The organism is Actinomyces mediterranea (assembly GCF_900155595.1).
GTDB lineage: Bacteria > Actinomycetota > Actinomycetes > Actinomycetales > Actinomycetaceae > Pauljensenia > Pauljensenia mediterranea.
This window is the reverse complement of the sequence record NZ_FTPB01000004.1, coordinates 35,737-60,519: the sequence shown is the minus strand read 5'-3', so window position 1 is coordinate 60,519 and position 24,783 is coordinate 35,737. Positions and strand designations below refer to the sequence as shown.

General features: G+C 63.7%; 21 protein-coding genes, 4 tRNA genes, 3 pseudogenes and 1 other annotated feature. Of the genes and pseudogenes, 10 read left to right on the top strand and 18 right to left on the bottom strand.

Annotated elements, in window-relative coordinates:
* Nucleotides 1–313 precede the first annotated feature (313 nt).
* From BQ7471_RS04245 to BQ7471_RS04235, 4 genes and pseudogenes are all read left to right on the top strand, one after another.
* Nucleotides 314–584 (top strand): annotated as a pseudogene (locus tag BQ7471_RS04245) (transposase); the annotation flags it as partial.
* A gap of 339 nt (nt 585–923) precedes the next feature.
* Entirely contained in the window at nt 924–1,502 is a 579-nt protein-coding gene (locus tag BQ7471_RS04240) for a DDE-type integrase/transposase/recombinase (RefSeq protein ID WP_083663254.1), read from the top strand.
* Nucleotides 1,503–1,622: 120 nt separating this feature from the next.
* Nucleotides 1,623–1,825: pseudogene (locus BQ7471_RS11990) on the top strand (transposase); the annotation flags it as partial.
* Nucleotides 1,742–1,873 (top strand) — a sequence feature (AL1L pseudoknot). (Overlaps the previous pseudogene by 84 nt.)
* A 76-nt stretch (nt 1,874–1,949) precedes the next feature.
* Entirely contained in the window at nt 1,950–2,246 is a 297-nt protein-coding gene (locus BQ7471_RS04235) for an IS3 family transposase (RefSeq protein ID WP_076464514.1), read from the top strand.
* A 581-nt stretch (nt 2,247–2,827) separates the two neighbouring features.
* Here BQ7471_RS04235 and BQ7471_RS04230 read toward each other — a convergent pair.
* The 5 genes from BQ7471_RS04230 to BQ7471_RS04210 all read right to left on the bottom strand — a co-directional run bounded on the left by BQ7471_RS04230 (nt 2,828) and on the right by BQ7471_RS04210 (nt 6,681).
* Nucleotides 2,828–2,903: transfer RNA gene (locus BQ7471_RS04230), tRNA-His, on the bottom strand.
* 164 nt (nt 2,904–3,067) lie between these two features.
* Entirely contained in the window at nt 3,068–3,421 is a 354-nt protein-coding gene (locus BQ7471_RS04225) for a metallopeptidase family protein (protein ID WP_076464512.1), read from the bottom strand.
* Nucleotides 3,422–3,456: 35 nt separating this feature from the next.
* Nucleotides 3,457–4,374, bottom strand: coding sequence for an ATP-grasp domain-containing protein (locus BQ7471_RS04220; protein WP_076464511.1), 918 nt, complete (start codon nt 4,372–4,374; stop codon nt 3,457–3,459).
* Between the two features lie 64 nt (nt 4,375–4,438).
* Nucleotides 4,439–5,575: a D-alanine--D-alanine ligase family protein gene (locus tag BQ7471_RS04215; RefSeq protein ID WP_076466134.1), complete on the bottom strand. Its 1,137-nt coding sequence runs from the start codon at nt 5,573–5,575 to the stop codon at nt 4,439–4,441.
* A gap of 74 nt (nt 5,576–5,649) precedes the next feature.
* Nucleotides 5,650–6,681 carry an NAD(P)H-dependent glycerol-3-phosphate dehydrogenase gene (locus BQ7471_RS04210; RefSeq protein ID WP_076464509.1) on the bottom strand — a complete coding sequence of 344 codons (1,032 nt, stop codon included), beginning with the start codon at nt 6,679–6,681 and terminating at the stop codon, nt 5,650–5,652.
* 51 nt (nt 6,682–6,732) lie between these two features.
* On the opposite strand from BQ7471_RS04210, the gene BQ7471_RS04205 reads away from it, so the two are divergent.
* Nucleotides 6,733–7,362 carry an AMIN-like domain-containing (lipo)protein gene (locus BQ7471_RS04205; protein ID WP_083663252.1) on the top strand — a complete coding sequence of 210 codons (630 nt, stop codon included), beginning with the start codon at nt 6,733–6,735 and terminating at the stop codon, nt 7,360–7,362.
* A 40-nt stretch (nt 7,363–7,402) separates the two neighbouring features.
* On the opposite strand, the gene BQ7471_RS04200 is transcribed toward BQ7471_RS04205, so the two are convergent.
* The 5 genes from BQ7471_RS04200 to leuC all read right to left on the bottom strand — a co-directional run bounded on the left by BQ7471_RS04200 (nt 7,403) and on the right by leuC (nt 12,719).
* Nucleotides 7,403–8,191, bottom strand: a complete 789-nt coding sequence (locus tag BQ7471_RS04200) for a lysophospholipid acyltransferase family protein (protein ID WP_076464508.1) — start codon at nt 8,189–8,191, stop codon at nt 7,403–7,405.
* Nucleotides 8,192–8,216: 25 nt separating this feature from the next.
* Nucleotides 8,217–9,152, bottom strand: coding sequence for a diacylglycerol/lipid kinase family protein (locus tag BQ7471_RS04195; protein WP_076464506.1), 936 nt, complete (start codon nt 9,150–9,152; stop codon nt 8,217–8,219).
* 21 nt (nt 9,153–9,173) lie between these two features.
* Nucleotides 9,174–10,493, bottom strand: coding sequence for a UDP-N-acetylglucosamine 1-carboxyvinyltransferase (murA, locus tag BQ7471_RS04190; protein ID WP_076464505.1), 1,320 nt, complete (start codon nt 10,491–10,493; stop codon nt 9,174–9,176).
* 141 nt (nt 10,494–10,634) lie between these two features.
* A complete protein-coding gene (gene leuD / locus BQ7471_RS04185) occupies nt 10,635–11,294 on the bottom strand; it encodes a 3-isopropylmalate dehydratase small subunit (protein ID WP_076464503.1) in 660 nt (219 codons plus the stop codon).
* 24 nt (nt 11,295–11,318) lie between these two features.
* On the bottom strand, nt 11,319–12,719 hold the full coding sequence (leuC, locus tag BQ7471_RS04180) for a 3-isopropylmalate dehydratase large subunit (RefSeq protein ID WP_076464502.1): 1,401 nt from the start codon (nt 12,717–12,719) through the stop codon (nt 11,319–11,321).
* A gap of 123 nt (nt 12,720–12,842) precedes the next feature.
* On the opposite strand from leuC, the gene BQ7471_RS04175 reads away from it, so the two are divergent.
* Nucleotides 12,843–13,577 carry an IclR family transcriptional regulator gene (locus BQ7471_RS04175; RefSeq protein WP_076464500.1) on the top strand — a complete coding sequence of 245 codons (735 nt, stop codon included), beginning with the start codon at nt 12,843–12,845 and terminating at the stop codon, nt 13,575–13,577.
* A 183-nt stretch (nt 13,578–13,760) separates the two neighbouring features.
* Here the strand turns inward: BQ7471_RS04175 and BQ7471_RS04170 are convergent.
* The 8 genes from BQ7471_RS04170 to BQ7471_RS04135 form a co-directional block, all read right to left on the bottom strand.
* Nucleotides 13,761–13,833 (bottom strand) — tRNA-Glu (locus BQ7471_RS04170).
* A gap of 40 nt (nt 13,834–13,873) precedes the next feature.
* A tRNA-Glu gene (locus tag BQ7471_RS04165) sits at nt 13,874–13,949 on the bottom strand.
* Nucleotides 13,950–13,975: 26 nt separating this feature from the next.
* Nucleotides 13,976–14,047 (bottom strand) — tRNA-Gln (locus BQ7471_RS04160).
* Nucleotides 14,048–14,166: 119 nt separating this feature from the next.
* Nucleotides 14,167–15,672 (bottom strand): glutamate--tRNA ligase, encoded by a 1,506-nt coding sequence (gltX, locus tag BQ7471_RS04155; RefSeq protein WP_076464499.1) that lies wholly within the window; start codon nt 15,670–15,672, stop codon nt 14,167–14,169.
* 55 nt (nt 15,673–15,727) lie between these two features.
* A complete protein-coding gene (locus BQ7471_RS04150) occupies nt 15,728–16,540 on the bottom strand; it encodes a purine-nucleoside phosphorylase (RefSeq protein ID WP_076464497.1) in 813 nt (270 codons plus the stop codon).
* A 1-nt stretch (nt 16,541) separates the two neighbouring features.
* Complete coding sequence (locus tag BQ7471_RS04145) at nt 16,542–18,020, bottom strand: purine-cytosine permease family protein (protein WP_235821237.1); 1,479 nt, start codon at nt 18,018–18,020, stop codon at nt 16,542–16,544.
* A gap of 49 nt (nt 18,021–18,069) precedes the next feature.
* A complete protein-coding gene (locus tag BQ7471_RS04140) occupies nt 18,070–18,846 on the bottom strand; it encodes a fumarylacetoacetate hydrolase family protein (RefSeq protein WP_076464496.1) in 777 nt (258 codons plus the stop codon).
* Nucleotides 18,847–18,948: 102 nt separating this feature from the next.
* Entirely contained in the window at nt 18,949–20,418 is a 1,470-nt protein-coding gene (locus BQ7471_RS04135) for an alanine/glycine:cation symporter family protein (protein WP_076464494.1), read from the bottom strand.
* A gap of 154 nt (nt 20,419–20,572) precedes the next feature.
* On the opposite strand from BQ7471_RS04135, the gene BQ7471_RS04130 reads away from it, so the two are divergent.
* From BQ7471_RS04130 to BQ7471_RS04120, 4 genes and pseudogenes are all read left to right on the top strand, one after another.
* Nucleotides 20,573–23,245, top strand: a complete 2,673-nt coding sequence (locus tag BQ7471_RS04130) for a DEAD/DEAH box helicase (protein WP_076466129.1) — start codon at nt 20,573–20,575, stop codon at nt 23,243–23,245.
* A pseudogene (locus BQ7471_RS11890) lies at nt 23,229–23,420 on the top strand (GIY-YIG nuclease family protein); the annotation flags it as partial. The gene BQ7471_RS04130 and the pseudogene BQ7471_RS11890, both read left to right, overlap by 17 nt.
* A 357-nt stretch (nt 23,421–23,777) precedes the next feature.
* A complete protein-coding gene (locus BQ7471_RS11625) occupies nt 23,778–24,305 on the top strand; it encodes a hypothetical protein (protein WP_235821236.1) in 528 nt (175 codons plus the stop codon).
* 107 nt (nt 24,306–24,412) lie between these two features.
* Entirely contained in the window at nt 24,413–24,679 is a 267-nt protein-coding gene (locus BQ7471_RS04120) for a PIN domain-containing protein (protein WP_076464491.1), read from the top strand.
* Nucleotides 24,680–24,783 lie beyond the last annotated feature (104 nt).

Here is a 24,783-nt window from a genome sequence, read left to right as displayed (position 1 = left end):
AACGGCTCCTTTTGAGTGTGAGATGGTGATCTAGCAAGAATAAGCCATTCTCACCGAGGGTGAGGGGCCTAGGGTGTGTTTGATAAATGTTTGAGCCATGCAACCATCGCTGCGCACATCACCCCAGCTCGGAAGACAATAGCGAGTTTGTCGTAGCGGGTGGCGATACCTCGCCACTGCTTGAAGTCGCAGAAAGTGGAGTCCCGCATAGTGGTGTAATCGCTCGGTGGCAGGCCCGGTTGTGAATGTCGGGGCGGTCACCGTGTGGTTCTTCGAGGAATCTTCTACAACCCTCTCGAAAGGAGTTCTCACGATGACCACTGCTCATATTGTCGACCCTGCTGGCCTGCTGGGTGAAGTCCTGGCCCAGGCGTTCCCGGACATGATGCGCCATCTGTTGCAGACGGTGATCAATGAGTTGCTGAGCGCGGATGCTGACGCGCTCGTCGGCGCCGAGTACGGCAAGCCCACCCCGGGACGGGTGTCGCAGCGTAATGGATACCGCCACCGGCCTTTGGACACCCGGGTCGGTACCCTCGGACGTTGCTGTCCCCAAACTGCGTAGGGGCACGTATTTCTCCGAGTTGAGTCGCCCTGGGGATGGTGGAGGGTCTGATTTCCCGGAAGGATGGAGTCATTCCTGCTCCTAGGAAGTATCCCGATGAACTGCGTGAGCGTGTTGTGAGGCTCGTGCGCGACTTGCTGGCTGACGCGCCTGGTCTGTCGATGACTAAGGCCGGGTATCAGATCGCTGCGAGCTCGTCATTACGCCTGCAAGACGCGCAAACCTTCAGCCAGGGTAGTGTCCGATGCTATGTGGGTTGAGCGTATCGCCAGGGTGCATGCTCTCAACCGCTTGGTCTACGGGGTTCGAAAGACATGGGAAGGCTCCTGCGGGCTCATCGTGGTGAGCATGTGGCCCGCTGCACCGTCGAGCGCCGGATGAAGGCGCTGGGCCTGCACGGAGTGTCGAACAAACGCAACCCGACCACCACGAAACGGCCGTCGCGGCCCTGCGGTTTCCCCGTGACAAGCTGAATCGTGACTTCACTGCCGAGGCGCCAAACCGCCGGTGGGTGGCTGACATTACCTACGTGTCGACATGGTCCGGGTTCGTCTACCTCGCCTTCGCCACTGACCTGTACACCCGCCGGATCGTGGGCTGGCGGGCGTCGAACAGTCTGCGCACCGATCTCGCTCTCGACGCTCTAGAACAAGCGATCTGGTCGTGGCAACGCCAAGGCCTCGACGCTCTGGTCCATCACAGTGACCATAGCGTCCAGTACTGCTCGATTGCCTCTACCGACAGACTTGCTGAAGCTGAGATCGAGGCCTCGGTCGCAACGGTCGACGACTCATACGACAACGCCGACGCGGAGGCGGTCAACCGGCTCTACAAGAAGCAACTCATTTGGTACGAAGGCCCTTGGAGCGGGCTCGAAGCCGTCGAACTGGCCACCCCTGTCACGCGTCCACTGATACAACACCCAATGTCCCCATGACCACTATGGCAACACTCCTCCCACCAAACACGAAGCCAACTACTACACAGAACAACAACCCATGCCAGCAACCACCGACACGACTTAACCCACCCCCCACAAAACCCGGAGCGACTCAGCGCGCAGATCGACGGGGGACTGAGAGCAGGGACGACAAGCGCGGACGCTCAGCGGATCAAGGAACTCGAAAAGGAGAACCGCGAGCTTCGTAGGGCAAACGAGATCCTGCGCAAAGCGAGCGCGTATTTTGCCCAGGCGGAGCCAGGCCGCCGATAACTGATATCGATGGGTTCATCGATGAGAACCGAGCAGAGTACGGGGCCTAGCCGATCTGTGAACAGCTGACCGCAGCTGGCGTACAGGTCGCCCCGTCGGCTTATTGGGCGCGCAAGACCCAACCGACGTCGGCCCGTACCAGGCGTGATGAGGTCTTGAAAGGAACAGATCGTGCGGATTCATGCCGACAACTACGAGGCCTTCGAGGCCCGGAAGATGCGCGTTGTGCTCAACCGACCCGAGATCGCCCAGCGTCATGGGGTCGGGCATGTCGCCCGATGCACCGTCGAACACCTTATGAGAGCCATGGGGATCAGCGGTATCCGCCGGGCGAAGAGCCCGAAGACCACCCGGTCCGCGCCCAAGGAATTGTGCCCGATGGACCTGGTCAACAGACATTTCGCGGCATTGGCTCCGAACGTGCTGTGGGTGGCGGACATTACCTACGTGAAGACGTACACCGGGTGAGTGATTCGTCGCGTTCGCCCGCCAACGTGATTCTCACGTCGGATCGTGGGTTGGCAAACCTCCACAAGCGTGTACACCGACCTCGCCCTCGACGCATTGAAAATGGCGATCTGGCAACACAAAACGCGACAGGGGCCGACCTCGCTGGCCTCGTCCATCATTCGGATCAGGGGGTGCAGTACCGGGCGATCCGTTACGGGCAAGCCCCTTGCCGACTGCAAGGCCGTCGCCTCGGTCGGATCCAAGGGAGACTCCTACGACAATGCGCTCGCCGAAGCGCTCAACTCCTTGTACAAGGACCGAACTGGTCCGCAACAAGGGCACCCTGGACGTCCATCGATGACGTCGAGATCGCGACGGCCGAATGGGTTCACTGGTCGGGCGCCATCCGGCCGCACACTGCGATCGGGATGGACACCCCCATCGAGCACGAGAACACCTACACCCCGCCACCGGCCAAACCAACCACCCCCAGCGCCCGCCAACCGTCAGCCACCGCAACCAGATAAAACACCCTCTACCAAACCCGGGGCTTGACAACCAAGGCCGTCCCTTGGTTGACAGTTCACACCTGACCCATCTGGGGTGGCTGACGGGACTCGAACCCGCGACGTCCTGGACCACAACCAGGTGCTCTACCAACTGAACTACAGCCACCATCGTTGCACTGCGCAACGGGTAGAACTCTATCAGCGCCACGCCGATGGACACAAACGAGCGAGGGTGTCCGCTCGTGGCGTTGACCACGTCCAACCGCCGAGCGGCTCACCGCCCCGCCAGGCGCCTCCACCCGCTCCAGCGTGTGGCTCAACCATAGGCGACTACGCCCACCCCAGTTCGTGCAGACGCTCATCGTCAATGCCGAAATGGTGAGCGACCTCGTGAATGACGGTCACCCGCACCTCGTCCGCAACTTCTTCGGCGTCCTCGCACATTGCGAGCGTCGGATTGCGGAAGATGAGGATCCGATCGGGCAGCACTCCCGCATAGTCGTCGCGCTCAGTCAGGGCGATGCCGTCGTAGAGCCCCAGCAGGTCCGCCTCCATATCCTCGGGCGGATCGTCCTCGACGAAGATCGCCACATTGTCGATGAGGTTCCAGAACGACTCGGGGATCTCATCGAGAGCGTCCTCAACGAGGTCCTCAAAATCCTCCCGGCCCATCTGCACGGCCATGGTTCCCACTCCCCCGCTTCAGCGTTCTGCGCCGCTCACCAGTGGGCGCGCACGGCAATCGCGTCGGCGAAGTTGCCGAGCGCTTCGGGCGTTGCGCCCAAGTAGAGGTCCGCATCCACGAGGGAGACCTCCATGACGAGGAAGGAGCCCGCACCATCGGGCACCACGTCGACACGGTTGAAGAGGAACTGCTCATCGCGGCCGATGCGTTCGCGCACGTAGGCGTGCAGCACGGTCCGGATCTGCTCTCCCCACCGCCACACGAGGGAGTCCGCAGGTTGAGCCGTCACAACGGCCTCGTGCATTGTCGGGTCGGTCACCGACGCGGGGTGCAGTTGCGCCCTCTTCTCCACGGCATGCGACACCAGGCCGTTGAAGAACACCAGGGAGATTTCGCCGTGCGTGTCAACCTGTTCGACGTAGCGCTGCACCATGACTGCGCGCCCCTGGCCCATGAGGCTCTGCACCTGCCGCATGGCGGCTTGGCGCTGCGGCGTCGAGTTCGTCGTATAGCGGCCGATATCGCGCACGCCCGACGACACGGCGGGTTTGACGATGAACTCGCCCGACGCGGGGAATCTCGTGTGGATCTGATGTTTCGAGAGCTCCTGCTCTGGTTCGAGCCACGTCGTCGGAATAGTGGGCAGTCCGCGTTTGGCGAGTGACCTCAGATACGTCTTGTGGGTGTTCCACTCGAGGATGTCCGGGTGGTTGAGGATGCGCGGCACCTTCTTCGTCCACTCGAGGAACACATCGCGCTGCAGCGGATAGTCCGACACGGAACGCACGACGACCATCCCGGCGTCGACCCAATCGACATCCGGGTCGTTCCAGAACCTGATCTGTGGATCGCAGCCGCGTTCGGCGAGCGCATCAACAAGCCCCTCTTCGCCGTGGTACAGATTCGGCATATCGCGGGATGTCACGAGTGTGACTTTAGGCTTAGTCGTCATAGTGACACGATAGCCGCCGAATCCGGGGCTCGGCGGGTCGCAGCCGGTGCTCGGACTGTGAAGGTCAGCGCAATCCGGGCTGGCGGTCGAGTGCTTCGGACAACAATGCGTCGATAAGGCTCGGATAGTCGAGGCCGCCGACCGCCCACATCTGCGGGTACATCGAGATCGGCGTGAAGCCGGGCATCGTATTGACCTCGTTGATGATGACGGACCCGGAGGCGGGGTCGTGGAAGAAGTCGACACGCGCCAACCCTTCACATTCGAGAGCCTCGAAGGCCTTCGCAGCGGTGTCACGGATCCTCTGCTCGAAAGCCGGTTCGACATCTGCCGGACACACAAGGCCGATCGCCTCCGTGTCAACGTACTTGAGTTCGTAGTCGTAGAACTCGCCCTCGGGGACTTCGATCTCGCCGAGAGGGGCGGTGCGGGGGCGCCCGTGAGCGGAGCCGAGGAGGCCGCATTCGATTTCCCGGCCCGCGATCGCCGCCTCGACGATGACACGCGGGTCGTAGTTCTGCGCCTCCTTGATGGCCGTCGCCAATTCTGCTTCGCTATCCACCTTGGAGATGCCGATCGACGAGCCCGCCCGGCACGGCTTGACGAAGACCGGGTAGCCCAGGGCGTTGATCCGCTCAACGACGGCGCGCGAGTCTTCTTCCCAGTCGAGCGAGGTGACGAGCTCCCAGGAGCCGACATCGATTCCGGCCGCTGCGAGGACCGTCTTCGTCAGGTGCTTGTCCATGCTGATCGCACTCGATGTGACGCCGCATCCGACGTAGCGCACATTCGCCATCTCAAACAGTCCCTGAATCGTGCCGTCTTCGCCGTAGGGGCCGTGCAGGAGCGGCAAGACGACGTCGACGCGCCCCAGATCCTCGACCTTCGCGATGCGTGACCCGGGGACGTCGGGATCGCCCTCGTAGGTGACGTCGAGGAGGGAGCCCGAGCCGGGTGCGAGGACGACACGCGAGTCGCCCGCGCTGATCGACTGGCCCTGCCCGTCGCGGAACTCGAGGGCGGAGGGGTCATCGGCGACGCGCACCCACTCCCCTTCTCGGGTGATGCCGACAAGAAGGACATCCCACTTCATGCGGTCGATGGCCGTGAGGATACCTGCTGCGGTTGCGCACGACACCTCGTGTTCGCCGGAGCGTCCGCCGAAAACGATGAGGACCCGGGCTCGCGAAGAATCAATCATGGGGACCAGCGTATCGCTGCCACTGGCGCCTTCGCACAAGCCCATGCCGCTGCGGGCCCGGGTGGGTGGATTCATCACACGAGGGTGATCTTCCAACCATCCATCTTCTGGGGCCGCGACAACAGCATCTCGCCCATTTCTTGAATACTTGCGCCATCGCGCACGACGTTGACGACCGCCTCGGTGATCGGCATGTCGATGCCGCGAGTCTTCGCGAGCTCGAGGATCGGCTGGGCGGAGCGGACCCCCTCGACGACGCCGGGAGACAGGGAGAGCGCCTCGTCCAGACTCATTCCCCGGCCCATGCGGTGCCCCAGGGAGAAGTTGCGCGACAAGTGGGATGAACAAGTCGCAATGAGATCGCCGATGCCTGCAAGGCCGGAGAAGGTCTGGGGGGCTGCGCCCATCGCTGTGCCGAATCGAGTGATCTCCGCCAAACCCCTGGTGATGAGGGTCGCCCGAGTGTTAAGGCCGAGCCCCATGCCCTCCGCCGCGCCTATCGCCACCGCGATGACGTTCTTCGTCGCTCCTGCGATCTCACAGCCGATGACGTCGGTCGACACGTAGGGGCGAAAGTACGGGGTGTGGCATGCCTTCGCGATCTCAATCGCGCGATCGAGGCTCGTGCAGGCCACCACCGTCGCCGTCGGATGGTGCTCGGCGATTTCGCGCGACAGATTCGGCCCCGAGATGACGGCCACTTGCCCGGGGTCGACTCCGGCAGCGTCGCAGATGATTTGGTCGACGCGCATATGCGTTGACAGCTCCAAGCCCTTGGCCAGGGAGATGATGCCGACTCCGGGGCCGATCCGGTCGCGAATCGATTCGAGGGTCGGGCGCACCGCGGCGACGGGGACTGCGAGGACGACGAGGTCGGCACCGTCGATCGCCGCATTGCAGTCAGTCGTCGCGCTGATGAGGTCGGAGAGTTCAATGCCCGGCAGGTAGGTCGTGTTCTCCCCGGAGTTGATGAAGTCGACGGTCTGGGCGTTCCTGCCCCACATGGTGACGCTCATGCCCGCGTCGGCGAGCACCTGAGCGAATGTCGTTCCCCATGCGCCGGTTCCGAGCACCGCCGCCCTGTGCAGTTCACGTTGAGTCGTCATATGTGAGAGCCTACTCATATCTGACTGTTCCGACGGGACTTAGGAGCCACCATGACCGTGTCAACGCGTTTGTCCATCCCCCTGCTCGCCTGTTCAGTCGGCCTCGCGCTGGGCGCCTGCTCGACTCCCCCCCAACCGTCCCCCCAATCCGCCCAATCGACTGCGACGCCCACCGACGCGGGCCAGTTCGCGAGCGCACAGTCGAGCGCCTCACCGAGCGAGAGCGCGACGAGGCCGATCAATGGCGATGCCTGGGTGCGCAGCCTCAATGACCTCGCCCCCCAGACGACCGACGATCCGATGGTCTTCACGGATCTGCGAGTCGGCGAACACGCCAACTTCTACCGCGTCACCGTCGAATTCACGGGGACGGGGAGCCCCGGCTACTTCGTCAGTTGGTCGGATGAGCCGCGTGAGCAGGGACGCGGGGAGCCCCTCGAGGTCAGTGGCGAGGTCTTCCTCGACATCGTGTTATCCGGCACCACCATGCCGGTCGATGAAGCCCTGCAGCCCCGGTACTACGACGGCCCGAAGACGCTGGCGATCGGGCCGATCGAAGTCATTGAGGATGGCACTTTCGAGGACACGACGCACATCGCCATCGGCATGGACGCTCAGCGGGACTTCCAGATCGGTTTCCTCGCAGATCCGGTGCGGGCCGTCATCGACATTAAGAGGTAGGGGGCACCTGACGGGCGCTCAGCCTCGAGGCTCCTGGGCGTTACGCTTTTGTGTCCTTCGCTTCGCCTGAGAGGCGGGCGGCCTCTTCGGCGGCCGCCCTGCCCTCGTGTTCCCACCACGGCCCCTCGGGGGTCAGGGGATCCCAGATCCGGGTCGGAGCGCTCTGTCCACGCAACTCACCCACTCCATCGCTGATCACCCGGTGCATCCTATTCGTGGCTTCATTGACCGCATCATGGTTGGCCGACCCGGCCTCGCTCATGAGGTCGGACAGGTCGAGGGCGGGCAGGAATGAAAAAGTCATCGTGCGACCCGGTCTCATGTCAATGCCGGAGCCGTAGCGGCTCTTGATCGTGTGGGCCCCCCACTGTGCGACTGGGATGACAGGGACGCCGGAGTCCAAGGCGAGGCGCGCAGCGCCCGTCTTGAAGGCCATCGGCCAGTAATCGGGTTCTCGTGTCAGCGTCCCCTCGGGGTAGATGCACACGACCTCCCCGCCCTTGAGCGCCTCGACTGCAGGAATGAGGGATTGGGCGGGAGACACCTCGCGGTCGACGGGGATGAGCCCCATGCCCGAAATGATTGTGCCGAAGACGGGGACTGCGAACATCGACTTCTTCGCGAGGAAGCGGACGGGAACGTCGCGCTTCATGAAATACCAGCACAGACTCAGTGGGTCGACTTCAGAGATGTGGTTGACGACCAGCAGGTAGGGCCCCGATTCGGGGATGTTCTCCGTCCCGAGCGCTTCGATTCTGACCCATGGGGTCATAATGGGGCGCAGGACGGCGCGGGCGAAACGGTAGAAGCCTGTGACGCTGGAGCTCATAGTGGTGAGTGTAGCGGGGTGCGCTTTAGAGGAGGACGTTGGCGATCTGCGGGGCGGCGGTCGCCGTGAAGGGCACACTCGCAACGCGGTCGCCGTCGGCCATTGCGACCAGGCCCTTCGGTTCCCTGACTTCCACCGTCGTCACTTGTTCCACTTCGATCGCCGGGTGGACGGCGGATCGTCCGGCGACGATCCTAGCCAGGATCGGTATGACTGTGCTCAGGGGGAGAGGTGCGACGTGGCACAATTCGATGCGCCCGTCGTGCAGATTCGATGAGGGCACCAGCCGTATTCCGCCTCCGAAACATCCCGAGTTGGAGATCGACGTTACCCAACCGGCCAGGTCGCGCTCCTGGCCGTCGACAACGGCCTCAACCCTGTCCGGCCGGTAGGTGGCGAGCGCAGCGAATGCGCCGTAGCCGTACGCGAGGGGACCGTGGTTGAGCCAGGACTCATTGGCGAGGATATTCGCCGTCGCATCCAACCCCAGCGAGATGATGCCAAGGACGAGGCGGCGCCCCGCAGCGGACTCCACCCAGATGCCGTCCATCATGCGCGAACGCCCTATGAGCGCGTCCTCATCGTCCTCGTCGTAAAAACCGAGGGGCGCGAGGGCGCGTGCGCGCCGCAGCGGGTCCGCGCCGATTCCCAGAGCTCTGCACAAGTCGTTGCCCCGTCCTCCGGGCAGGGGCGCGAAGAGGGCGGAAGACTCATGGCATCCGCGTGCAACGGCGGCGATGTAGCCGTCTCCTCCGAGGGCGGCGACGACGTCCTCGCCCGATGAGGCGGCCAACGTCGTCGGATCATCGCTGGACGTGGTGACGCTGACGCGCACGGACCAGCCCCCTGCTCGCAGGATCCGCACAACAGTCGGGCCGATGGAGACTGATCGTCCGCCCGCCGACATTGAGGAGACGAGGAGGTGGAGGGTGCGCGCGCCGCGGCGCGTGGCGGACATCATCGACAGGTGACTCCCACTCGCTCACGCGTATTCGACGCGGGCGTCGAGCTGGTGGAGTTTACTCGTGAAGTGTTCGTAACCCCTCGCGATGACGTCGATGCCCGCGACCGTGGAAGTGCCCTTCGCGGCGAGGGCCGCAATGAGGTGCGAGAAGCCGCCGCGCAGGTCGGGAACCACGATATCTGCCGCGTGCAGCGGCGTGGGGCCGGAGATGACCGCCGAGTGGAAGAAGTTGCGCTGGCCGAAGCGGCAGGGCGTGCCGCCGAGGCACTCGCGGTAGACCTGGATATTCGCGCCCATCTTGCGCAGGGCGCTGGTGAAGCCGAATCGATTCTCGTAGACCGTTTCGTGGACGATGGACAGTCCCTGCGCCTGGGTGAGGGCGACGACGAGCGGCTGCTGCCAGTCCGTCATGAAACCAGGGTGGACCGCCGTCTCCAGGGCGATGGAGTGGAGTTCGCCGCCCGGGTGGTAGAAACGGATGCCCTCGGAATCGATGGTGAAGGCGCCGCCTACCTTACGGAAGGTGTTGAGGAAGGTCGTCATATCCGGCTGGTGTGCGCCCAAGACGTACACGTCGCCGTGAGTGGCGAGCGCCGCAGCTGCCCAGGAGGCGGCCTCAATGCGGTCGGGAAGGGCCGTGTGGCGGAACCCGGTGAGTCGACAGACGCCCTCGATGCGGATCGTGCGATCCGTGTCGACGGAGATGATGGCGCCCATCTTCTGCAGTACGTTGATCAGATCCATGATCTCCGGTTCGACAGCCGCCCCCTTGAGGGTCGTGATTCCCTCGGCGCGCACCGCGGTGAGCAGTGTCTGCTCTGTGGCGCCCACCGAGGGGAAGGGCAGCTCAATGACGGCTCCGTGCAGCCCCTCCGCGGGCCGTTTGATATGGACCCCGTCGGTGCGCTTGTCGACGACGGCGCCGAAATTGCGCAGGGTGTCGAGGTGGAAGTCGATAGGGCGTCCGCCGATATTGCAGCCGCCGAGTTCGGGGATGAAGGCCTCGCCGAGCTGGTGGAGGAGAGGGCCGCAGAAGAGGATCGGAATGCGCGAGGCTCCTCCGAGGGAGTCGATATCGGATCGGGAGGCGACGGTGACATTCGTCGGGTCGAGGGACATTACGCCGCTCTTCTGATCGAAGTCCACGGTGACGCCGTGAAGGCCGAGTAGATCGGAGACGACGTCAACGTCGCGGATGAGGGGGACATTCGATAATTGCGACGGCGAATCCCCCAGGAGGGAGGCGACCATCGCCTTGGGCACGAAGTTCTTTGCGCCGCGAACGGTAATGGTTCCCTCGAGCGGATGGCCGCCTTCTACTCGCAGCACTGAGGACATTTCGTTGAACTCCTGGGTGGGGATTCTAGGAATGCCACCACTCTATTCCAGGACACGACTGCGCCGCGCCCACAGGGGAGTCGAATCCCCCACAGGGCGCGTCGCCGTATTCACATGCGTGCAAGCGGGCACGCCAAAGCTTCAGCGCACAGTCGGCATGCCGATATTGATGGGCCTGGCGGAGACGACCTCTTCCTTAGGCAGGAACTTCGCGGGAAGGGTCTTCGGCTTGAAGTCGGGGCGGCGCGCCTCGTAGTCGCTGATCGCCTCCTCGTCGCGCAGGGTCAGCGCGATGTCGTCGAGGCCCTCCATGAGACACCAACGCACGTAGTCGTCAATCTCGAAGCTTGTGGTGATGGGACCGGCCGTGACGGTCTTCGTCTCGAGGGACACCGTCACCTCGGTGCCGGGCTCAGTCTCGAGGACCTTCCACAGCGACTCGCAGTCCTCCTGCGTGATGACGCCCGCAACGAGGCCCTGCTTACCGGCGTTGCCGCGGAAAATGTCAGCGAACTTCGGGGCGAGGACGACGCGGAAGCCGTAGTCCTTGAGCGCCCACACGGCGTGCTCGCGCGACGAGCCTGTGCCGAAGTCGGGTCCGGCGATGAGGACGGAGGCGGACTTGTAGGCGTCCTGGTTGAGGATGAAGGACGGGTCGGAACGCCACGCAGCGAAGAGGGCGTCGTCGAATCCCGTGCGAGTGATCCTTTTGAGGTAGACGGCCGGGATGATCTGGTCGGTGTCGACGTTCGAGCGACGAAGCGGGACGCCGACACCGGTGTGGGTCGTGAACTTATCCATGTCAGTCTCCTTTTTCGTTGCTGCTCACAGGTCGGCGGGGCTGGACAGGGTACCGCGCACGGCTGTAGCCGCTGCCACCAGCGGCGACACGAGGTGGGTGCGTCCGCCCTTGCCCTGACGCCCCTCGAAGTTGCGGTTCGAGGTCGAGGCCGAACGCTCACCCGGGGACAGAGTGTCGGGGTTCATGCCCAGGCACATCGAGCAGCCGGCGTTGCGCCACTCGGCTCCGAAATCCGTGAAGACCCTGTCGAGACCCTCGGCCTCGGCCTGGAGGCGGACGCGCGCCGAACCCGGTACGACGAGCATGCGCACGCCCTCGGCCTTGGTGCGACCCTTGAGGATTTCGGCGGCAGCGCGCAGATCCTCGATGCGCCCGTTGGTGCACGAGCCGAGGAAGACGGTGTCCACTCCGATGGCGCGCATCGGCGTACCCGCTTCCAGCCCCATGTATTCGAGGGCGCGCTCGGCGGCAGCGCGCTTCGTCTCGTCGCCGATCTCCTGGGGGTTGGGGACGGATGCCGACAGGGGGACTCCCTGGCCGGGGTTGGTGCCCCAGGTGACGAAGGGCTCAATGTCGGCGGCGTCGAAGACGACCTCCGCATCGAAGACGGCGTCCTCATCGGAGGGCAGGGTCTTCCAGTATTCGACGGCCCTGTCCCATTCTTCGCCCTCGGGGGCGTGGGGGCGGCCCTTGATGTAGTCGAATGTCGTCTGGTCAGGGGCGACCATTCCGGCGCGTGCGCCCGCTTCGATGGACATGTTGCAGATCGTCATCCGCCCTTCCATCGACAGCTCGCGAATCGCCTGTCCACGGTATTCGAGGACGTAACCCTGGCCTCCGCCGGTGCCAATCTTCGCAATGACGGCGAGAATGATGTCCTTGGCGGTCGAGCCTTCGGGCAGGGAGCCGTTGACGGTGATCGCCATGGTCTTGAAGGGCGCGAGGGGCAGCGTCTGAGTTGCGAGGACGTGCTCGACCTGGCTGGTGCCGATCCCGAAAGCGAGAGCGCCGAATGCCCCGTGGGTGGACGTGTGCGAGTCTCCGCACACAATGGTCAGGCCGGGCTGGGTGAGGCCGAGCTGGGGGCCGACAACGTGGACGATACCCTGATCGGCGTCGCCGAGCGAGTGCAGGCGAATACCGAATTCCTTCGCATTGGAGCGCAGCGTGTTGATCTGGGTGCGGCTCGTCTCATCGGCGATCGGCAGATCGATGTCGAGAGTCGGAGTGTTGTGATCCTCGGTGGCAATCGTCTGATCAGGGCGGCGGACGGTGCGCCCGGCGAGGCGCAGACCCTCGAAGGCCTGCGGGCTGGTCACCTCGTGGACGAGATGAAGGTCGATGTAGAGGAGATCGGGGGCCCCGCCCTCGCCCCTCTTGACGATGTGGTCGTTCCAGACCTTCTCGGCCATGGTGCCGGTCATGGTTCCTCCTTGCCGCTACACAGTGTTTTCTGACGTACGTGTCACCGTTCGCCCTCATCGTCTTCCCGTTTCATGATGCGAAGACTTGCCATCTCAATGGATGAGATGGCAGACTGTGTATTCATGGAGGACTCTTCATCAAGCGGAGTCGGCGTCCTGGACAAGGCGGCACTCGTTCTGGGTGCACTCGAATCGGGTCCCGCCACCTTGGCCCAGCTCGTTTCCGCAACCGGTTTGGCACGCCCGACGGCCCATCGCCTCGCGGTGGCGCTCGAATATCACCGCATGGTCGCCCGCGACATGCAGGGCCGATTCGTTCTCGGCCCCCGTCTGCAAGAACTCGCCTCATCAGCGGGCGAGGACCGACTCCTCGCCGCATCGATGCCAGTCCTGGAAGCGCTGCGCGATCACACGAAGGAATCGTCTCAGCTGTTCCGCCGCCAGGGCGATTACCGCGTCTGCGTCGCCGCTTCCGAAAGGGAGATGGGTCTGCGCGATTCCATCCCCGTCGGCGCGACCCTGTCCATGAGTGCCGGTTCCGCCGCGCAGGTCCTGCTCGCCTGGGAAGAGCCCGACCGTCTGCACCGCGGCCTGTACGGCGCGTCTTTCAATGCGACGATGCTGTCCCAGGTCCGTCGCCGCGGCTGGGCGCAGTCCGTCGGAGAGCGCGAGCCCGGCGTCGCCTCGGTGTCCGCGCCGGTTCGCGGACCATCGGGTCGAGTCCTCGCCGCCTTGTCGATCTCGGGCCCGATCGAGCGCATGGGGCGCCAGCCCGGCAGACAGCACGGTCCTTCGGTCGTTGCAGCGGCGAACCGCCTCTCGGACTTCCTGCGCAGCGTGGAGGACGTGGAGCTCTGAGTCTTCGTTTCGAGCGTCGATCTAGCAACAACTCGGGCACACCACACCGATGACTCTTCGTTTTCGCAGGTCGGCTTCGACGACAGGCGACAGTTGGCAAGGTCGTATCGACTTGTTACCATCAGTTCGCACAGCGAATTCATGATGAAGCGGAGGCGTCCGTAGGCGCCTCCGCTCTCTTCGTACCCCCAACCGGATTTGAACCGGTGTTAACGCCGTGAGAGGGCGTCGTCCTAGGCCGCTAGACGATGGGGGCCTCATGCTCGAATGAGCATCACCCGAATGATGATCCGGAGTGGTACCCCCAACCGGATTTGAACCGGTGTTAACGCCGTGAGAGGGCGTCGTCCTAGGCCGCTAGACGATGGGGGCCTGAGCAAGAGCCGAAGCTCTTGTCGCTGGGGTACCAGGACTCGAACCTAGAATGGCTGAACCAGAATCAGCTGTGTTGCCAATTACACCATACCCCAAGGGGTTCACCATCGACTCCGTCGAGTCGCGGCGACGAAAGAAAAGACTAGCCCAGCGCCGCCCAGATGCCAAATTTGAGCGGCGTGGCACCACTCACTAGCAGGATCTTCACGATCCCTCAGCCGATCCTGGCGGCCAGTCTGCCGATGCGGGTGAGAACCTCGTCGCGGCCAAGGATCGCCATGGAATCGACGACGGGGAGCGACACATTCGACCCCGTCATCGCGACGAAGAGCGGTCCGAATGCGAAGCGCGGCTTGATGCCCATCTCCTCGACGAGGGCGACATCGAGTGCTGCCTTGATCGAGGTCGGAGTGAAGTCCTCCAACTCGGAGACGACCCGCGACGCTGCTCGCAACACGTCGGACGCCGAATCCTTCAGCTTGGACAGTGCCTTGTCCTCATAGAAGATGCCCTCGGCTGCGACGAAGAGGAAGCGCATAAGCGGCCCCGACTCCCCGAGCAGCTGTATGCGCGTCTGCGCCAGCGGCGCCGCGGCGTCAAGAACGGTGCGCTCATGTTCGGTCAGTTCCTCGTAGGAGTCCGCCAAGACGAGTCCGTCGCGGTGGAGGAAGGGAACGAGACGCCTGCGAAAGTCGTCGCCGTCGAGCATGCGGATCTGCTCGGCGTTGATCGCGATGCACTTCTTCTGGTCGAAGCGCGCCGGGTTCGGGTTCACCTCGGAGATGTCGAAAGCCTCGGCGAGTTCACTCATGGAGAAGATGTCGCGGTCGGGGCCGATCGACCATCCGAGCAGGGCGAGGTAGTTATTGAGCCCCTCGGGGATCATGCCCGCCTCGCGGTGGAGCAGGAGGTTCGACTCGGGGTCACGCTTGGAGAGCTTCTTATTCCCCTCCCCCATGACATAGGGCAGGTGGCCGAAGCGGGGCATGAATTTCGCGACTCCGATCGCTTCGAGGGCGCGGTACAAGACGATCTGTCGAGGCGTTGAGGACAGCAGGTCCTCGCCGCGCAACACGTGCGTGATCTCCATGAGCGCGTCGTCGATCGGGTTGACGAGGGTGTACAGCGGGTGCCCGTTCGCGCGGACGATCACGTAGTCGGGAACTGAGCCCGCTTTGAAGGTGATCTCCCCGCGGATCAGGTCGGTGAAGGTGATGTCCTCGTCGGGCATGCGGATGCGCAGTACGGGACGGCGCCCCTCGGCTTTGTACGCGGCGATCTGCTCTTCGCTGAGGTCGCGGTCGTAGCCGTCGTAGCCGAGCTTGGGGTCCTCGCCCCTGGCGCGGTGGCGCGCCTCTACCTCTTCCGGGGTGGAGTAGGACTCGTAGGCGAATCCCGCTTGGAGGAGTCGGGCTGCGACATCGGCGTAGATCTCCATGCGCTCGGACTGGCGGTAGGGACCGTGGGGCCCCCCTTTGCCGACGCCCTCGTCCCAGTCGAGGCCGAGCCACGCGAGGGAATCGATAATCTGGTTGAAAGACTCCTGGGAGTCGCGCGCAGCGTCGGTGTCTTCGATGCGGAAGACGAAGGTGCCGCCCGTGTGGCGCGCATACGCCCAGTTGAACAGGCATGTGCGGACCATTCCCACGTGGGGGGTGCCGGTCGGCGAGGGGCAGAAGCGTACGCGCACGTCGGCGCCCGAAGCAGTCGTTTCACTCATGATGCCCCGATTCTACTCGTCTTCGCGCAGGCGCTCGCACGCACCCACCCCCCGGTTACGGCGCGGTGAGCACCGCCTCGATGCCTTCGCACACCCTCTGTCCCGCTCGGGCCGCCGCCTCGACGACCGCAGTAGGATCGGTCGGCGCGTCGGCGAAGGACAGGTCGGAGACGACGCTCATGCCCGCCACCCGCACGCCCAGCGCGTGCAGGGTGATCGCCTCCATGACGGTCGACATTCCGACGCAGTCGACTCCGCTGGAGGCGAGCCAGCGGGTCTCCGCCATGGTCTGGTATTCGGGTCCTCGCAGGATCGCATAGGTGCCGGAGCGCTCGCAGACGCCCTCGAGGAGGCGCGACAAGTCCGCGTCCCAGGTGCCGGAGACATCGCAGAAGAGCGTCCCGGTGAAGGGCGAGGAGCCCGAGAAGTTGAGGTGATCGCGGATCACCATGACGTCCCCGAGCGTCCAGTCGCGCAGGCACCCGTTCGCATTGCACAGCACGGCCCGCCCGATCCCGGCTGCGACCGCAGTGCGGGCGAGGGCTGTCACCTGCATCGGGGCGACTCCCTCGTACAGGTGGGTGCGTCCCAGTGCGACGAGGACGTGCGATCCTGCGACCTCGTAGGAGCGCAATTCGTCGACGTGTCCGTCGGCGACGGGGGCGAGGACGCCCGGCAGGTCGGAGAGGGCGAGGACCGCGGTGGGTGCCTCCCACGTCTGAGAGTCGGCGAGCACATCGGCTAGGCCAGAGCCGAGGACGACGAGTGCATCGTGGTGGTCCGCTCCCGTCGCCTCGGCGATGAGCCCGGCTCCTGCTGTCGCGTCGGCGTCGATGAGTACGCTGGTGAAGCGGGGGTCGACACTCATGTCAGATCTGTCCGAAGGGCCGCGGCTCGTGTTCCTCCTGCGCGCGGACGCGGCGGGCGGAACTCAGCCAGTACCCGATGAAGCCGACGATGAGGGCGAGCAGGACACCGATATTTGCGAACGCCCACGCGCCGTCGCGACCTCCGAGCGGGCCGAGTAGATATCCCTGCCAGCTGAGCCAGTCGGCCGCGGAGTTGACGACGAAGCCCCACCCGATGACCGCGCCGACGACGAGGCTCGCGACGGCACCCCAGTTGACGGACCCGTACAGGCCGTCAGGGACGAAGAGTGAGGGCTCATCGTAGTCCTTCTTGCGCAGGGCGATATCGGCGAGCATGACGCCGCCCCACGCGGAGATAACGACGCCGAGCGTGGTCAAGAATCCCTGAAACGGCGCGAAGAAGGAGTCGGAGAAGAACACTACGATGACCGTGCCGATGAGCATGATGGTGCCGTCGAGGGCAGTTGCGACTGGGCGGGTGACGGGGAGCCCGGTAGCCAGGAGTGACAGTCCGGAGGAGTAGATGTCCATGACGATCCCTCCGATGAGTCCGAGGATTGCGACGAGAGCGAAGGGGATGAGGAACCATGTCGGCAGGATCGTTGTCAGGGCGCCGATCGGGTCGGAGGAGATCGCATCCGACATCTCGGGGTTGGACCCAACGATGAGCAGGCCGAAGAAGACGAGGACGACGGTCGGCAGTGCTGCGCCGATAGTCGTCCAGCCGACGACGCCGGGGGTGGAGGCCTTGCGCGGCAAATACCGCGAGTAGTCGGCGGCCGCATTGATCCACCCGAATCCGAATCCGACGAGGAGCATGCACCCCGCGCCGAGGACTGCGGTGATCGGGCCCGCGGGCGCAGACAGGACGGCGTGCATGTCGATGGTCGGGGAGGCGAGAATCAGGTAAATGATCGTGAGGACCGCCGTCGCCCACGTGATCCACGTTTGAACCCTCATGATCATGTCGAATCCGAGGATCCCGGACCCCGCGGCGAGGGCGACCACGAGGACCAGGGCAATGACCTGGGCCGCCAGATGGTTGGTGAAGCCCAGTGCCGTCATGACAGTGGCGCTCGCCTGAACGGCCATGACGCACAAGAAGGTCTCCCATCCGACAGTGAGGATCCACGAGATGAACGCCGACACCCTATTGCCGTTGTATCCGAATGCCGCTCGGGACAGAACGAGTGTTGGTGCGGAGCCGCGCTTTCCCGCGATGGCGATGAGGCCGCAGACGAGGAACGACAGCGTCACACCGATGACGGAGACGACGACCGCTTGGATGAATGAGATTCCGAACCCGAGGACCCACGAGCCCCAGGAGATGCCGAGGACGGAGATATTCGCCGCGAACCACGGCATGAACAAGTCGGAGGGCTTGCCCTTGCGGTCGGACTCGGGGATAACGTCGAGTCCCGCCATTTCCACTGCCAGGGCGGAGTCTGCGGACTGCCCCGGCTCTTGTACCGATGACATTGTTCTCCTTTGACGCACGCATTCCCGACCCTGTCGGGCTGATGCGATGTTACCTGCGAACGACCGGGTTGGTGAGCCGTCCGATCTCGGGGATTTCGAAGGAGACTGTGTCGCCCTCGTGGAGCTCTCCGAAGACGCCGGGGCACCCGGTGGTAATGACGTCGCCGGGGAGCAGTGTGAACAGGGTCGAGCAATAGGCGACGAGTTCTGGGACGGTGTGCAGCATGTACGCAGTCGATCCGCTGGTCTCCTGCTCGTCGTTGATCGTGCCGCGGATCGTGAGGTTGTGGACGTTCAGATCCGGGTCGACAACGATCCACGGTCCGAGCGGACAGGCCGTGTCGAAGCTCTTCGCCTTATCCCATGGGCCGCCGTCCATGGCCGAACGCGCCGTCACGTCATTGCACAGCGTGTAGCCGAGGACGACGTCGTCGACCTCGTCTGGGGGGACGTCTTTGGCGAGGGACTTGATGACGACTGCGAGTTCGCCCTCGTAGATGACGTCATCGCTCCAACTGGGCAGGACGATCGGGTCGTCGGGGCCAATGACGGATGTGTTCGCCTTGAGGAAGATCGGCGGCATCGTCTCGGGCTCGGGGCTGCCCGGGGCGCGGACCTCGTCTCCGAAGTTCGTGCCGATGCCGATGACCTTCGACCGGGGGATGACCGGGGACAGAAGTCTGACGTCATCGAGTTCAACGATGCGCCCATCGGGTTCGACCTCGTTGAAGAGGGGGTCGCCCTTGAGGACGACGATGCGGGTCGAGCCGTCTTCGAGGGCCCCGTAACGAGGGGATTCACCATCGGAAAAGCGAACAATTCTCATGGGAGTAAGGGTAGTTCGTCACTGTGGTCCAGTCCACGAAAATCGCCCTCCCCGCGACAAATTGTCAGACAAATAGCGAGGATGATGCCCGCGATTGAGCCCTCAGTCCCGGCCGGTCCACGAATCCGTTGGAACATCCCCCGGAAGAAGCGGGTTGCTCACACCGACGAAGACCGGCGAGTCGATCCCTTCGCTCCGCTGCTTCTCGTAGTCGCGCAGCGCCCCCAGTCCCCACTTCGACAGCCACAGCAATGCGACGAGGTTCGTCACCGTCATCACCGCCATCGCGATATCGACGGTATTCCACACGAGGTCGAGGGACGCGAGGGCACCGAGCACCACGGAGGCGACCGAGATGATGCGCACCATCCACGTCGCCCACCTCGAGTTCGTCACGAAGGTCATATTCGTCTCGGAGTACACGTAGGCGGCGATGATCGACGAGTAGGCGAGCACGAAGATGAGGATCGCCATCGGCAGGATCGTCCAGGCTCCCAGCTCGCTGGCAACGGCGAGACTGGTGAGATTCGCAGGATTCGCGCCCTCATTCCCCCACACGTTAGGGCCGGCGATAAGGATTACGAAGGCGGTCGCGGTGCACACGACGACGGTGTCGATGAAGACGCCGAGCGACTGGATGAGGCCCTGGCGCACCGGGTGCGACACGGTCGCAGTCGCCGCAGCATTGGGCGCGGTGCCCTGGCCCGCCTCGTTGGAAAACAGACCGCGCTTGGTGCCATTGATGAGCGCCGCGAAGATTCCTCCGCCCAGCCCGCCGACGACGGGTTCGGGTGCGAAGGCCGAATCGATGATCTGCACGAGGACCGACCCGAACGCGGAGATGTTCATGGCGATGGTGATCGCAACCATGATGATGTAGATCGTCGCCATGATCGGGGCCATCCATTCGGTGACGCGGGCGACCGTGCGGATCCCGCCGAAGATCACCATTGCGGAGAACACGAAGAGCAGCGCAGTGATGACGAGTTGAGCGGCGCTGAGCCCGCCCATTCCCTCCACGGGGCTGGCGCCGGTGTCCCCCAAAGCCGACAAGAGGGTGCTCGCAATAGCATTCGACTGCACCGAGGTGATGACGAATGCGCAGGTGATGACCGTGATGATTGCGAAGATGGAGGCGAGGACCCTGTTCTTCATGCCGAGTGAGATGTAGTAGGCGGGGCCTCCGCGGAAGGTCCCATCATCGGCGCGGACCTTGAACATCTGCGCGAGAGTCGCCTCGAAGAATGCTGTCGCCATTCCGACGAGGGCAACGATCCACATCCAGAAGATCGCTCCCGGGCCGCCCATGAGCAGGGCCGCCGCGACTCCGAAGATATTGCCGACTCCGACGCGCGCTGCCAGCGAGATGGTGAACGCCTGGAAAGAGGAGATGCCGCCCTCGGCGCCGCGCCGCGATCCCGTGACCGCTCGGATCATGTCGGGGAAGCGGCGCACTTGCACTCCCCTCGACACGATGGTGAGGAACAGGCCCGTGCCGACGAGGACCCAGACGGTGATGTGCAGGGTGATCCAGTCGGCGATGGCCAAGATACCGGTCGCGAGGTTATCCATGTCGCGTTCCCTCCTCTAGACGCCCCAGGTCGGCGGGCATTGTCCCCCGAAAGGGTTCATTGATCGGATCGACGTCGAAAAGGATGCCATAGTCGGATGCCGTGACGGATCAGACGGTCAGTACATGACCGTCCTCGTCTGGAAGAATGATCCCATGACGGCGACCCTCAACGAACTGCTCGACGACCTCGAGGACGATGGACTCCTCGACGACGCGGATGCCCTCTACACGGCATTCACCTCTTGGGCCGAGTCCACGGGTCGCCCCCTCTACCCCCACCAGGACGAGGCCTTCCTCGAGTTGCTCGACGCCCATCACGTCATCGCCGCGACCCCCACCGGATCGGGCAAGTCGATGATCGCCCTCGCCGCGCATTTCGTGTCCATGGCGCGCGGCGGGCGCTCGTACTACACGGCGCCCCTCAAGGCCCTCGTCTCGGAGAAGTTCTTCGACCTCGTCGCGTTATTCGGTGCCGACAATGTCGGCATGATCACCGGGGATGTCGCGTTGAATCCCCTGGCGCCGATCATCTGCTGCACGGCGGAGATCCTCGCGAATCAATCGCTGCGCGAGGGGCCCGCGCTCGATGCGGACATGGTCATCATGGATGAGTTCCACTTCTACTCCGATCCGCAGCGCGGCTGGGCGTGGCAGGTGCCGCTCCTTGAGCTCACGCGCCCGCAATTCGTCGCTATGTCGGCCACACTCGGCGACACCTCCCGATTCGAAGCGGCATGGAAAGAGAGGACGGGACGCGATGTCGCCCTCGTCGATGACGCCGAGCGTCCCGTTCCGCTCGAGTTCGACTATGTCGTGGACCGGCTCGGCGACACCGTCGAAAGGCTGCTGGCCGAGGGGCGGTGGCCCGTGTACGTCGTCCACTTCGCCCAGCGCGACGCCGTCGCCACAGCGCAGTCCTTCGACAAGGCGGCGCTCATCGACGCGGATAAGAAGAAGCAGATCACCAAGATCCTGGCCACCGTCACCTTCGGCCGCGGTTTCGGCCAGACGCTGAAATCCTTACTGTCTCAGGGGATCGGCGTCCATCACGCCGGGATGCTGCCCCGCTACCGTAGGCTCGTCGAGCGTCTCACCCAGCAAGGGCTGCTGCCTGTCATCTGCGGCACCGATACCCTCGGCGTTGGCATCAATGTGCCGATCCGCACGGTCCTCATTACCTCCCTCGTCAAGTTCGACGGCGAGAGGATGCGCCACCTCTCGGCGCGCGAATTCCACCAGATCGCGGGCAGGGCGGGCCGCGCCGGGTTCGACACCGTCGGTTTCGTCCGCGTCCTCGCACCCGAACACGAGGTCGACGCGGCCCGCGAGCGCGCACGTCTGAGCGCAGCCGAAGAGGCAGCCCGCGATGCCCGAGAGCTCAAGCGCTTGAAGAAGAAGCAGTCGAAGAAGCGCAAGGGCCCCGCCGAGGGCACGATCTCGTGGACGAAGGGCACGTATGAACGGCTCGTCGCACAGGTTCCCGAGCAGTTGCGCAGCCGTTTCGCACTCACGCATTCAATGGTGCTCAATGTGCTTGTCGGCGCGGAGCGGGCAGGGCGCGATCCCGGCGCTCACTTGGTGGAGCTCGCGACCGGCAATGATGATCCCACCCAGGACGTCAATCCTCATCTGCGCCGCCTCGGGGAGATCTACTCGTCGATGAGGGCCGCAGGGGTCGTCGAACACGTCTCCTCCGCTGCTGCCGCCCTCGATGGTCTGCCCCGTCTGCGCGCCGCGACGGACCTGCCCGACGAGTTCGCCCTTAATCAACCGCTCTCCCCCTTCGCGCTCGCCGCACTCGAATTGCTCGATCCGGACTCCCCGTCCTTCGCCCTCGATGTCGTCTCCGTCATCGAGGCGGTGTTGGAAGATCCGCGTCCCCTTCTCTTCGCACAGCGCTCAGCGGTAAAGGGTGAGGCTGTCGCGGCAATGAAGGCCCAGGGGATGGAGTACGACGAGCGGATGGAAGCCCTCGAAGAGGTGACGTGGCCCCAACCCCTGCGCGAGTTGCTCGACGGTGCCTTCACCACCTATGTCAAGGCGAATCCGTGGGTCGGTGATCTGGAAATCTCTCCGAAGTCCGTCGTGCGCGAGATGGTGGAGAACGCCATGACTTTCACGGAGCTCGTTTCCCGCTACGACGTTTGCCGCTCCGAGGGCGTCGTTTTGAGGTACTTGACGGATGCGTATCGGGCGATGCGTCAGATCGTCCCGGACTGGGCGATGACTCAGGAGGTTGTGGCAATCATCGACTGGCTCGGCACGTTGATCCGCGCAGTGGACTCGTCGCTGCTCGACGAGTGGGAGGCCCTCTCCGAGGGCCGCGAAATCTCGGCGGATGCGGACGCAATCGGCGTCGAGTTGGCATTCGGCGCCGACGAGGACGGGACGGTGGCTTTCAGCGCGAATAGGCACGCCTTCCGCACGGCGATCCGCTCCGCCCTATTCCACCGTGTTGAATTGATGAGCCGTGACGATGTAGAGGCTCTGGGGCGCGAGGACGCCGCCTCCGGGTGGGATGCGGACCGCTGGGATCGGGCATTGGCGAAGTATTGGGCGGAGTACGACTGGATCGGCATCGATCAGGCGGCGAGGTCTGCCTCTCTGTGCGTCATCGACGAGTCGCCCTCGGCTGCGGATGTGGCGGCTGCGGGTGCGACGGATGAGCAAGCCGAGCGGCTCGAGGGTTCGTGGTGGCTGGCGACTCAGACTCTTGCCGACCCCGACGGGGACGGGGATTGGAGAATCGTCGCCCTCGTCGACGTGGAGGGGTCGGACCGTCGCGGTGGCGTCGACCTCGCGATCCTTGATGTCGCACCGCGGTGATCCGTCGATGAGTCTCCCCAGGTTTCACTTCTTCGACGTTCGCGAACTCGAGAGCATCGCTCCTCTGTTTCGCGAGGAGCGATGTGGGATCTATATCCTCAAGTTTTCTAATGGCGACCGTTACGTCGGACAGACGAAGGATGTGACGAGGCGCTTCGCGCAACACCGGCACGGAGGCAATCATCACCCTTCATGGCCAGACATTATCGGCCTCGAGTTTTCTGCGATCCCGGAGTGCGATCTTGACGACGTCGAGAAAACAACGATCCAGAGACAACAAGCTCTTGGTCATCGTCTTCGGAACAAGACATGGAACTTCGACTTCGCGGGGCCGAGTGCCCTTGACGAATGGCTTCCGCCCATTCGCCAAGTCCATTGGGCATGCGGCGACGTGGCGAGCGATCGGAGCGCCATCGAACAGGCCGCCTCGCGTGAGGCAGGTCCTGTTCCGCGACTGTTCACTACGAAACACGGACTCACTCCCTGGGCGTTCAACACCGGCGACGAAACATGGATGGTAGCCGATTCTGTCGTGGCAGATTGCGCCTCAGTCATCGAGATACTCCCGAATCCGGTCGAACTCGAGGGCGAGTATTGGACGCTCAGCGATTACCCGAATACCTCAGGAGGTCGCTTCGCAACCCTCAGTACAGGGTCGCTTGAGCTTGTATATTTTCCCCGTTTTGTCGAAGACCTCGATTCTGAACGCGGCAGCATCAAGACGCCCTGCGCTCATCTCAACCTCCTGCCGGGAACCATCTTCACCGATGGCGGGGATTGGAATCCTGAACTCCCCGATGAAACCTTCTCCTGGTTCATAGACGCCGGACGGGTCGAGTATCCGATGACGCAGATCGATCAACTCGTTGTTCCCGTCGGGTTCGTCGAGCCCCTCGTGCAGATCGACTACCTGCGCAGCGCTGTTCGCCAGATTGGCCTCGCACTCATGCGCAAGGGGCCCTCGTCGATGTTCCGGCGTTGGCATTGTCGCGAGCTCGCACGTAGAGCCTACGAGTTGATTGCAGAGGGCAAGCACCTTACATCCGAGTCTTACATGTAGAACATCGGAGATGTGTACTGACCTCATGGCTAGTGCACTCACCACCCCAGACACGACGGTGTCGTTGCGCACACTCAACCAACATTCAGGTCGAACTGACCCGTTTGATGCGCAAAAACGATCTCGTACTCGACGATGTCAATGAGTACCTCCGCGAGATCTATATGCTCCCTATCGACGACGCTGTCGTCGAGCGCACCTGCGTCCTTACAGGATCATTGAAGTCTCTGGACGCGATTCATCTCGCGACGGCATTGACCATCGATTCTCCTCACGATCCCGTGACCTTCTTGACGTATGACGCGAAACTCCTCGCCGAGGCGAAGCAGCTCGGCCTCAACACGCTCACCCTCACTGGGGACACCTCATCCTGAGCTGAGCGCTTCAGTTCTGCACGTTCATGCCGGAAAGACATGCGGAAAGCAATCTGTCGGCAGCAACTACGACAGGTGAGCGGGGCAGAAGCGAGACTCTTCGT

Bases quoted from the DNA above. Each gene is read 5' to 3' on its own strand.
- leuD (WP_076464503.1), bottom strand. From the start codon at position 11,294: ATGGATAAGTTCACGACCCACACCGGTGTCGGCGTCCCGCTTCGTCGC.
- murA (WP_076464505.1), bottom strand. From the start codon at position 10,493: ATGTCCTCAGTGCTGCGAGTAGAAGGCGGCCATCCGCTCGAGGGAACC.
- BQ7471_RS04130 (WP_076466129.1), top strand. From the start codon at position 20,573: ATGACGGCGACCCTCAACGAACTGCTCGACGACCTCGAGGACGATGGA.
- BQ7471_RS04120 (WP_076464491.1), top strand. From the start codon at position 24,413: ATGCGCAAAAACGATCTCGTACTCGACGATGTCAATGAGTACCTCCGC.
- BQ7471_RS04195 (WP_076464506.1), bottom strand. From the start codon at position 9,152: ATGATGTCCGCCACGCGCCGCGGCGCGCGCACCCTCCACCTCCTCGTC.
- BQ7471_RS04150 (WP_076464497.1), bottom strand. From the start codon at position 16,540: ATGAGTGTCGACCCCCGCTTCACCAGCGTACTCATCGACGCCGACGCG.
- leuC (WP_076464502.1), bottom strand. From the start codon at position 12,719: ATGACCGGCACCATGGCCGAGAAGGTCTGGAACGACCACATCGTCAAG.
- BQ7471_RS04210 (WP_076464509.1), bottom strand. From the start codon at position 6,681: ATGACGACTCAACGTGAACTGCACAGGGCGGCGGTGCTCGGAACCGGC.
- gltX (WP_076464499.1), bottom strand. From the start codon at position 15,672: ATGAGTGAAACGACTGCTTCGGGCGCCGACGTGCGCGTACGCTTCTGC.
- BQ7471_RS04140 (WP_076464496.1), bottom strand. From the start codon at position 18,846: ATGAGAATTGTTCGCTTTTCCGATGGTGAATCCCCTCGTTACGGGGCC.
- BQ7471_RS04200 (WP_076464508.1), bottom strand. From the start codon at position 8,191: ATGAGCTCCAGCGTCACAGGCTTCTACCGTTTCGCCCGCGCCGTCCTG.
- BQ7471_RS04205 (WP_083663252.1), top strand. From the start codon at position 6,733: ATGACCGTGTCAACGCGTTTGTCCATCCCCCTGCTCGCCTGTTCAGTC.
- BQ7471_RS04225 (WP_076464512.1), bottom strand. From the start codon at position 3,421: ATGGCCGTGCAGATGGGCCGGGAGGATTTTGAGGACCTCGTTGAGGAC.
- BQ7471_RS04135 (WP_076464494.1), bottom strand. From the start codon at position 20,418: ATGGATAACCTCGCGACCGGTATCTTGGCCATCGCCGACTGGATCACC.
- BQ7471_RS04175 (WP_076464500.1), top strand. From the start codon at position 12,843: ATGGAGGACTCTTCATCAAGCGGAGTCGGCGTCCTGGACAAGGCGGCA.
- BQ7471_RS04145 (WP_235821237.1), bottom strand. From the start codon at position 18,020: ATGTCATCGGTACAAGAGCCGGGGCAGTCCGCAGACTCCGCCCTGGCA.
- BQ7471_RS04215 (WP_076466134.1), bottom strand. From the start codon at position 5,575: ATGATTGATTCTTCGCGAGCCCGGGTCCTCATCGTTTTCGGCGGACGC.
- BQ7471_RS04220 (WP_076464511.1), bottom strand. From the start codon at position 4,374: ATGACGACTAAGCCTAAAGTCACACTCGTGACATCCCGCGATATGCCG.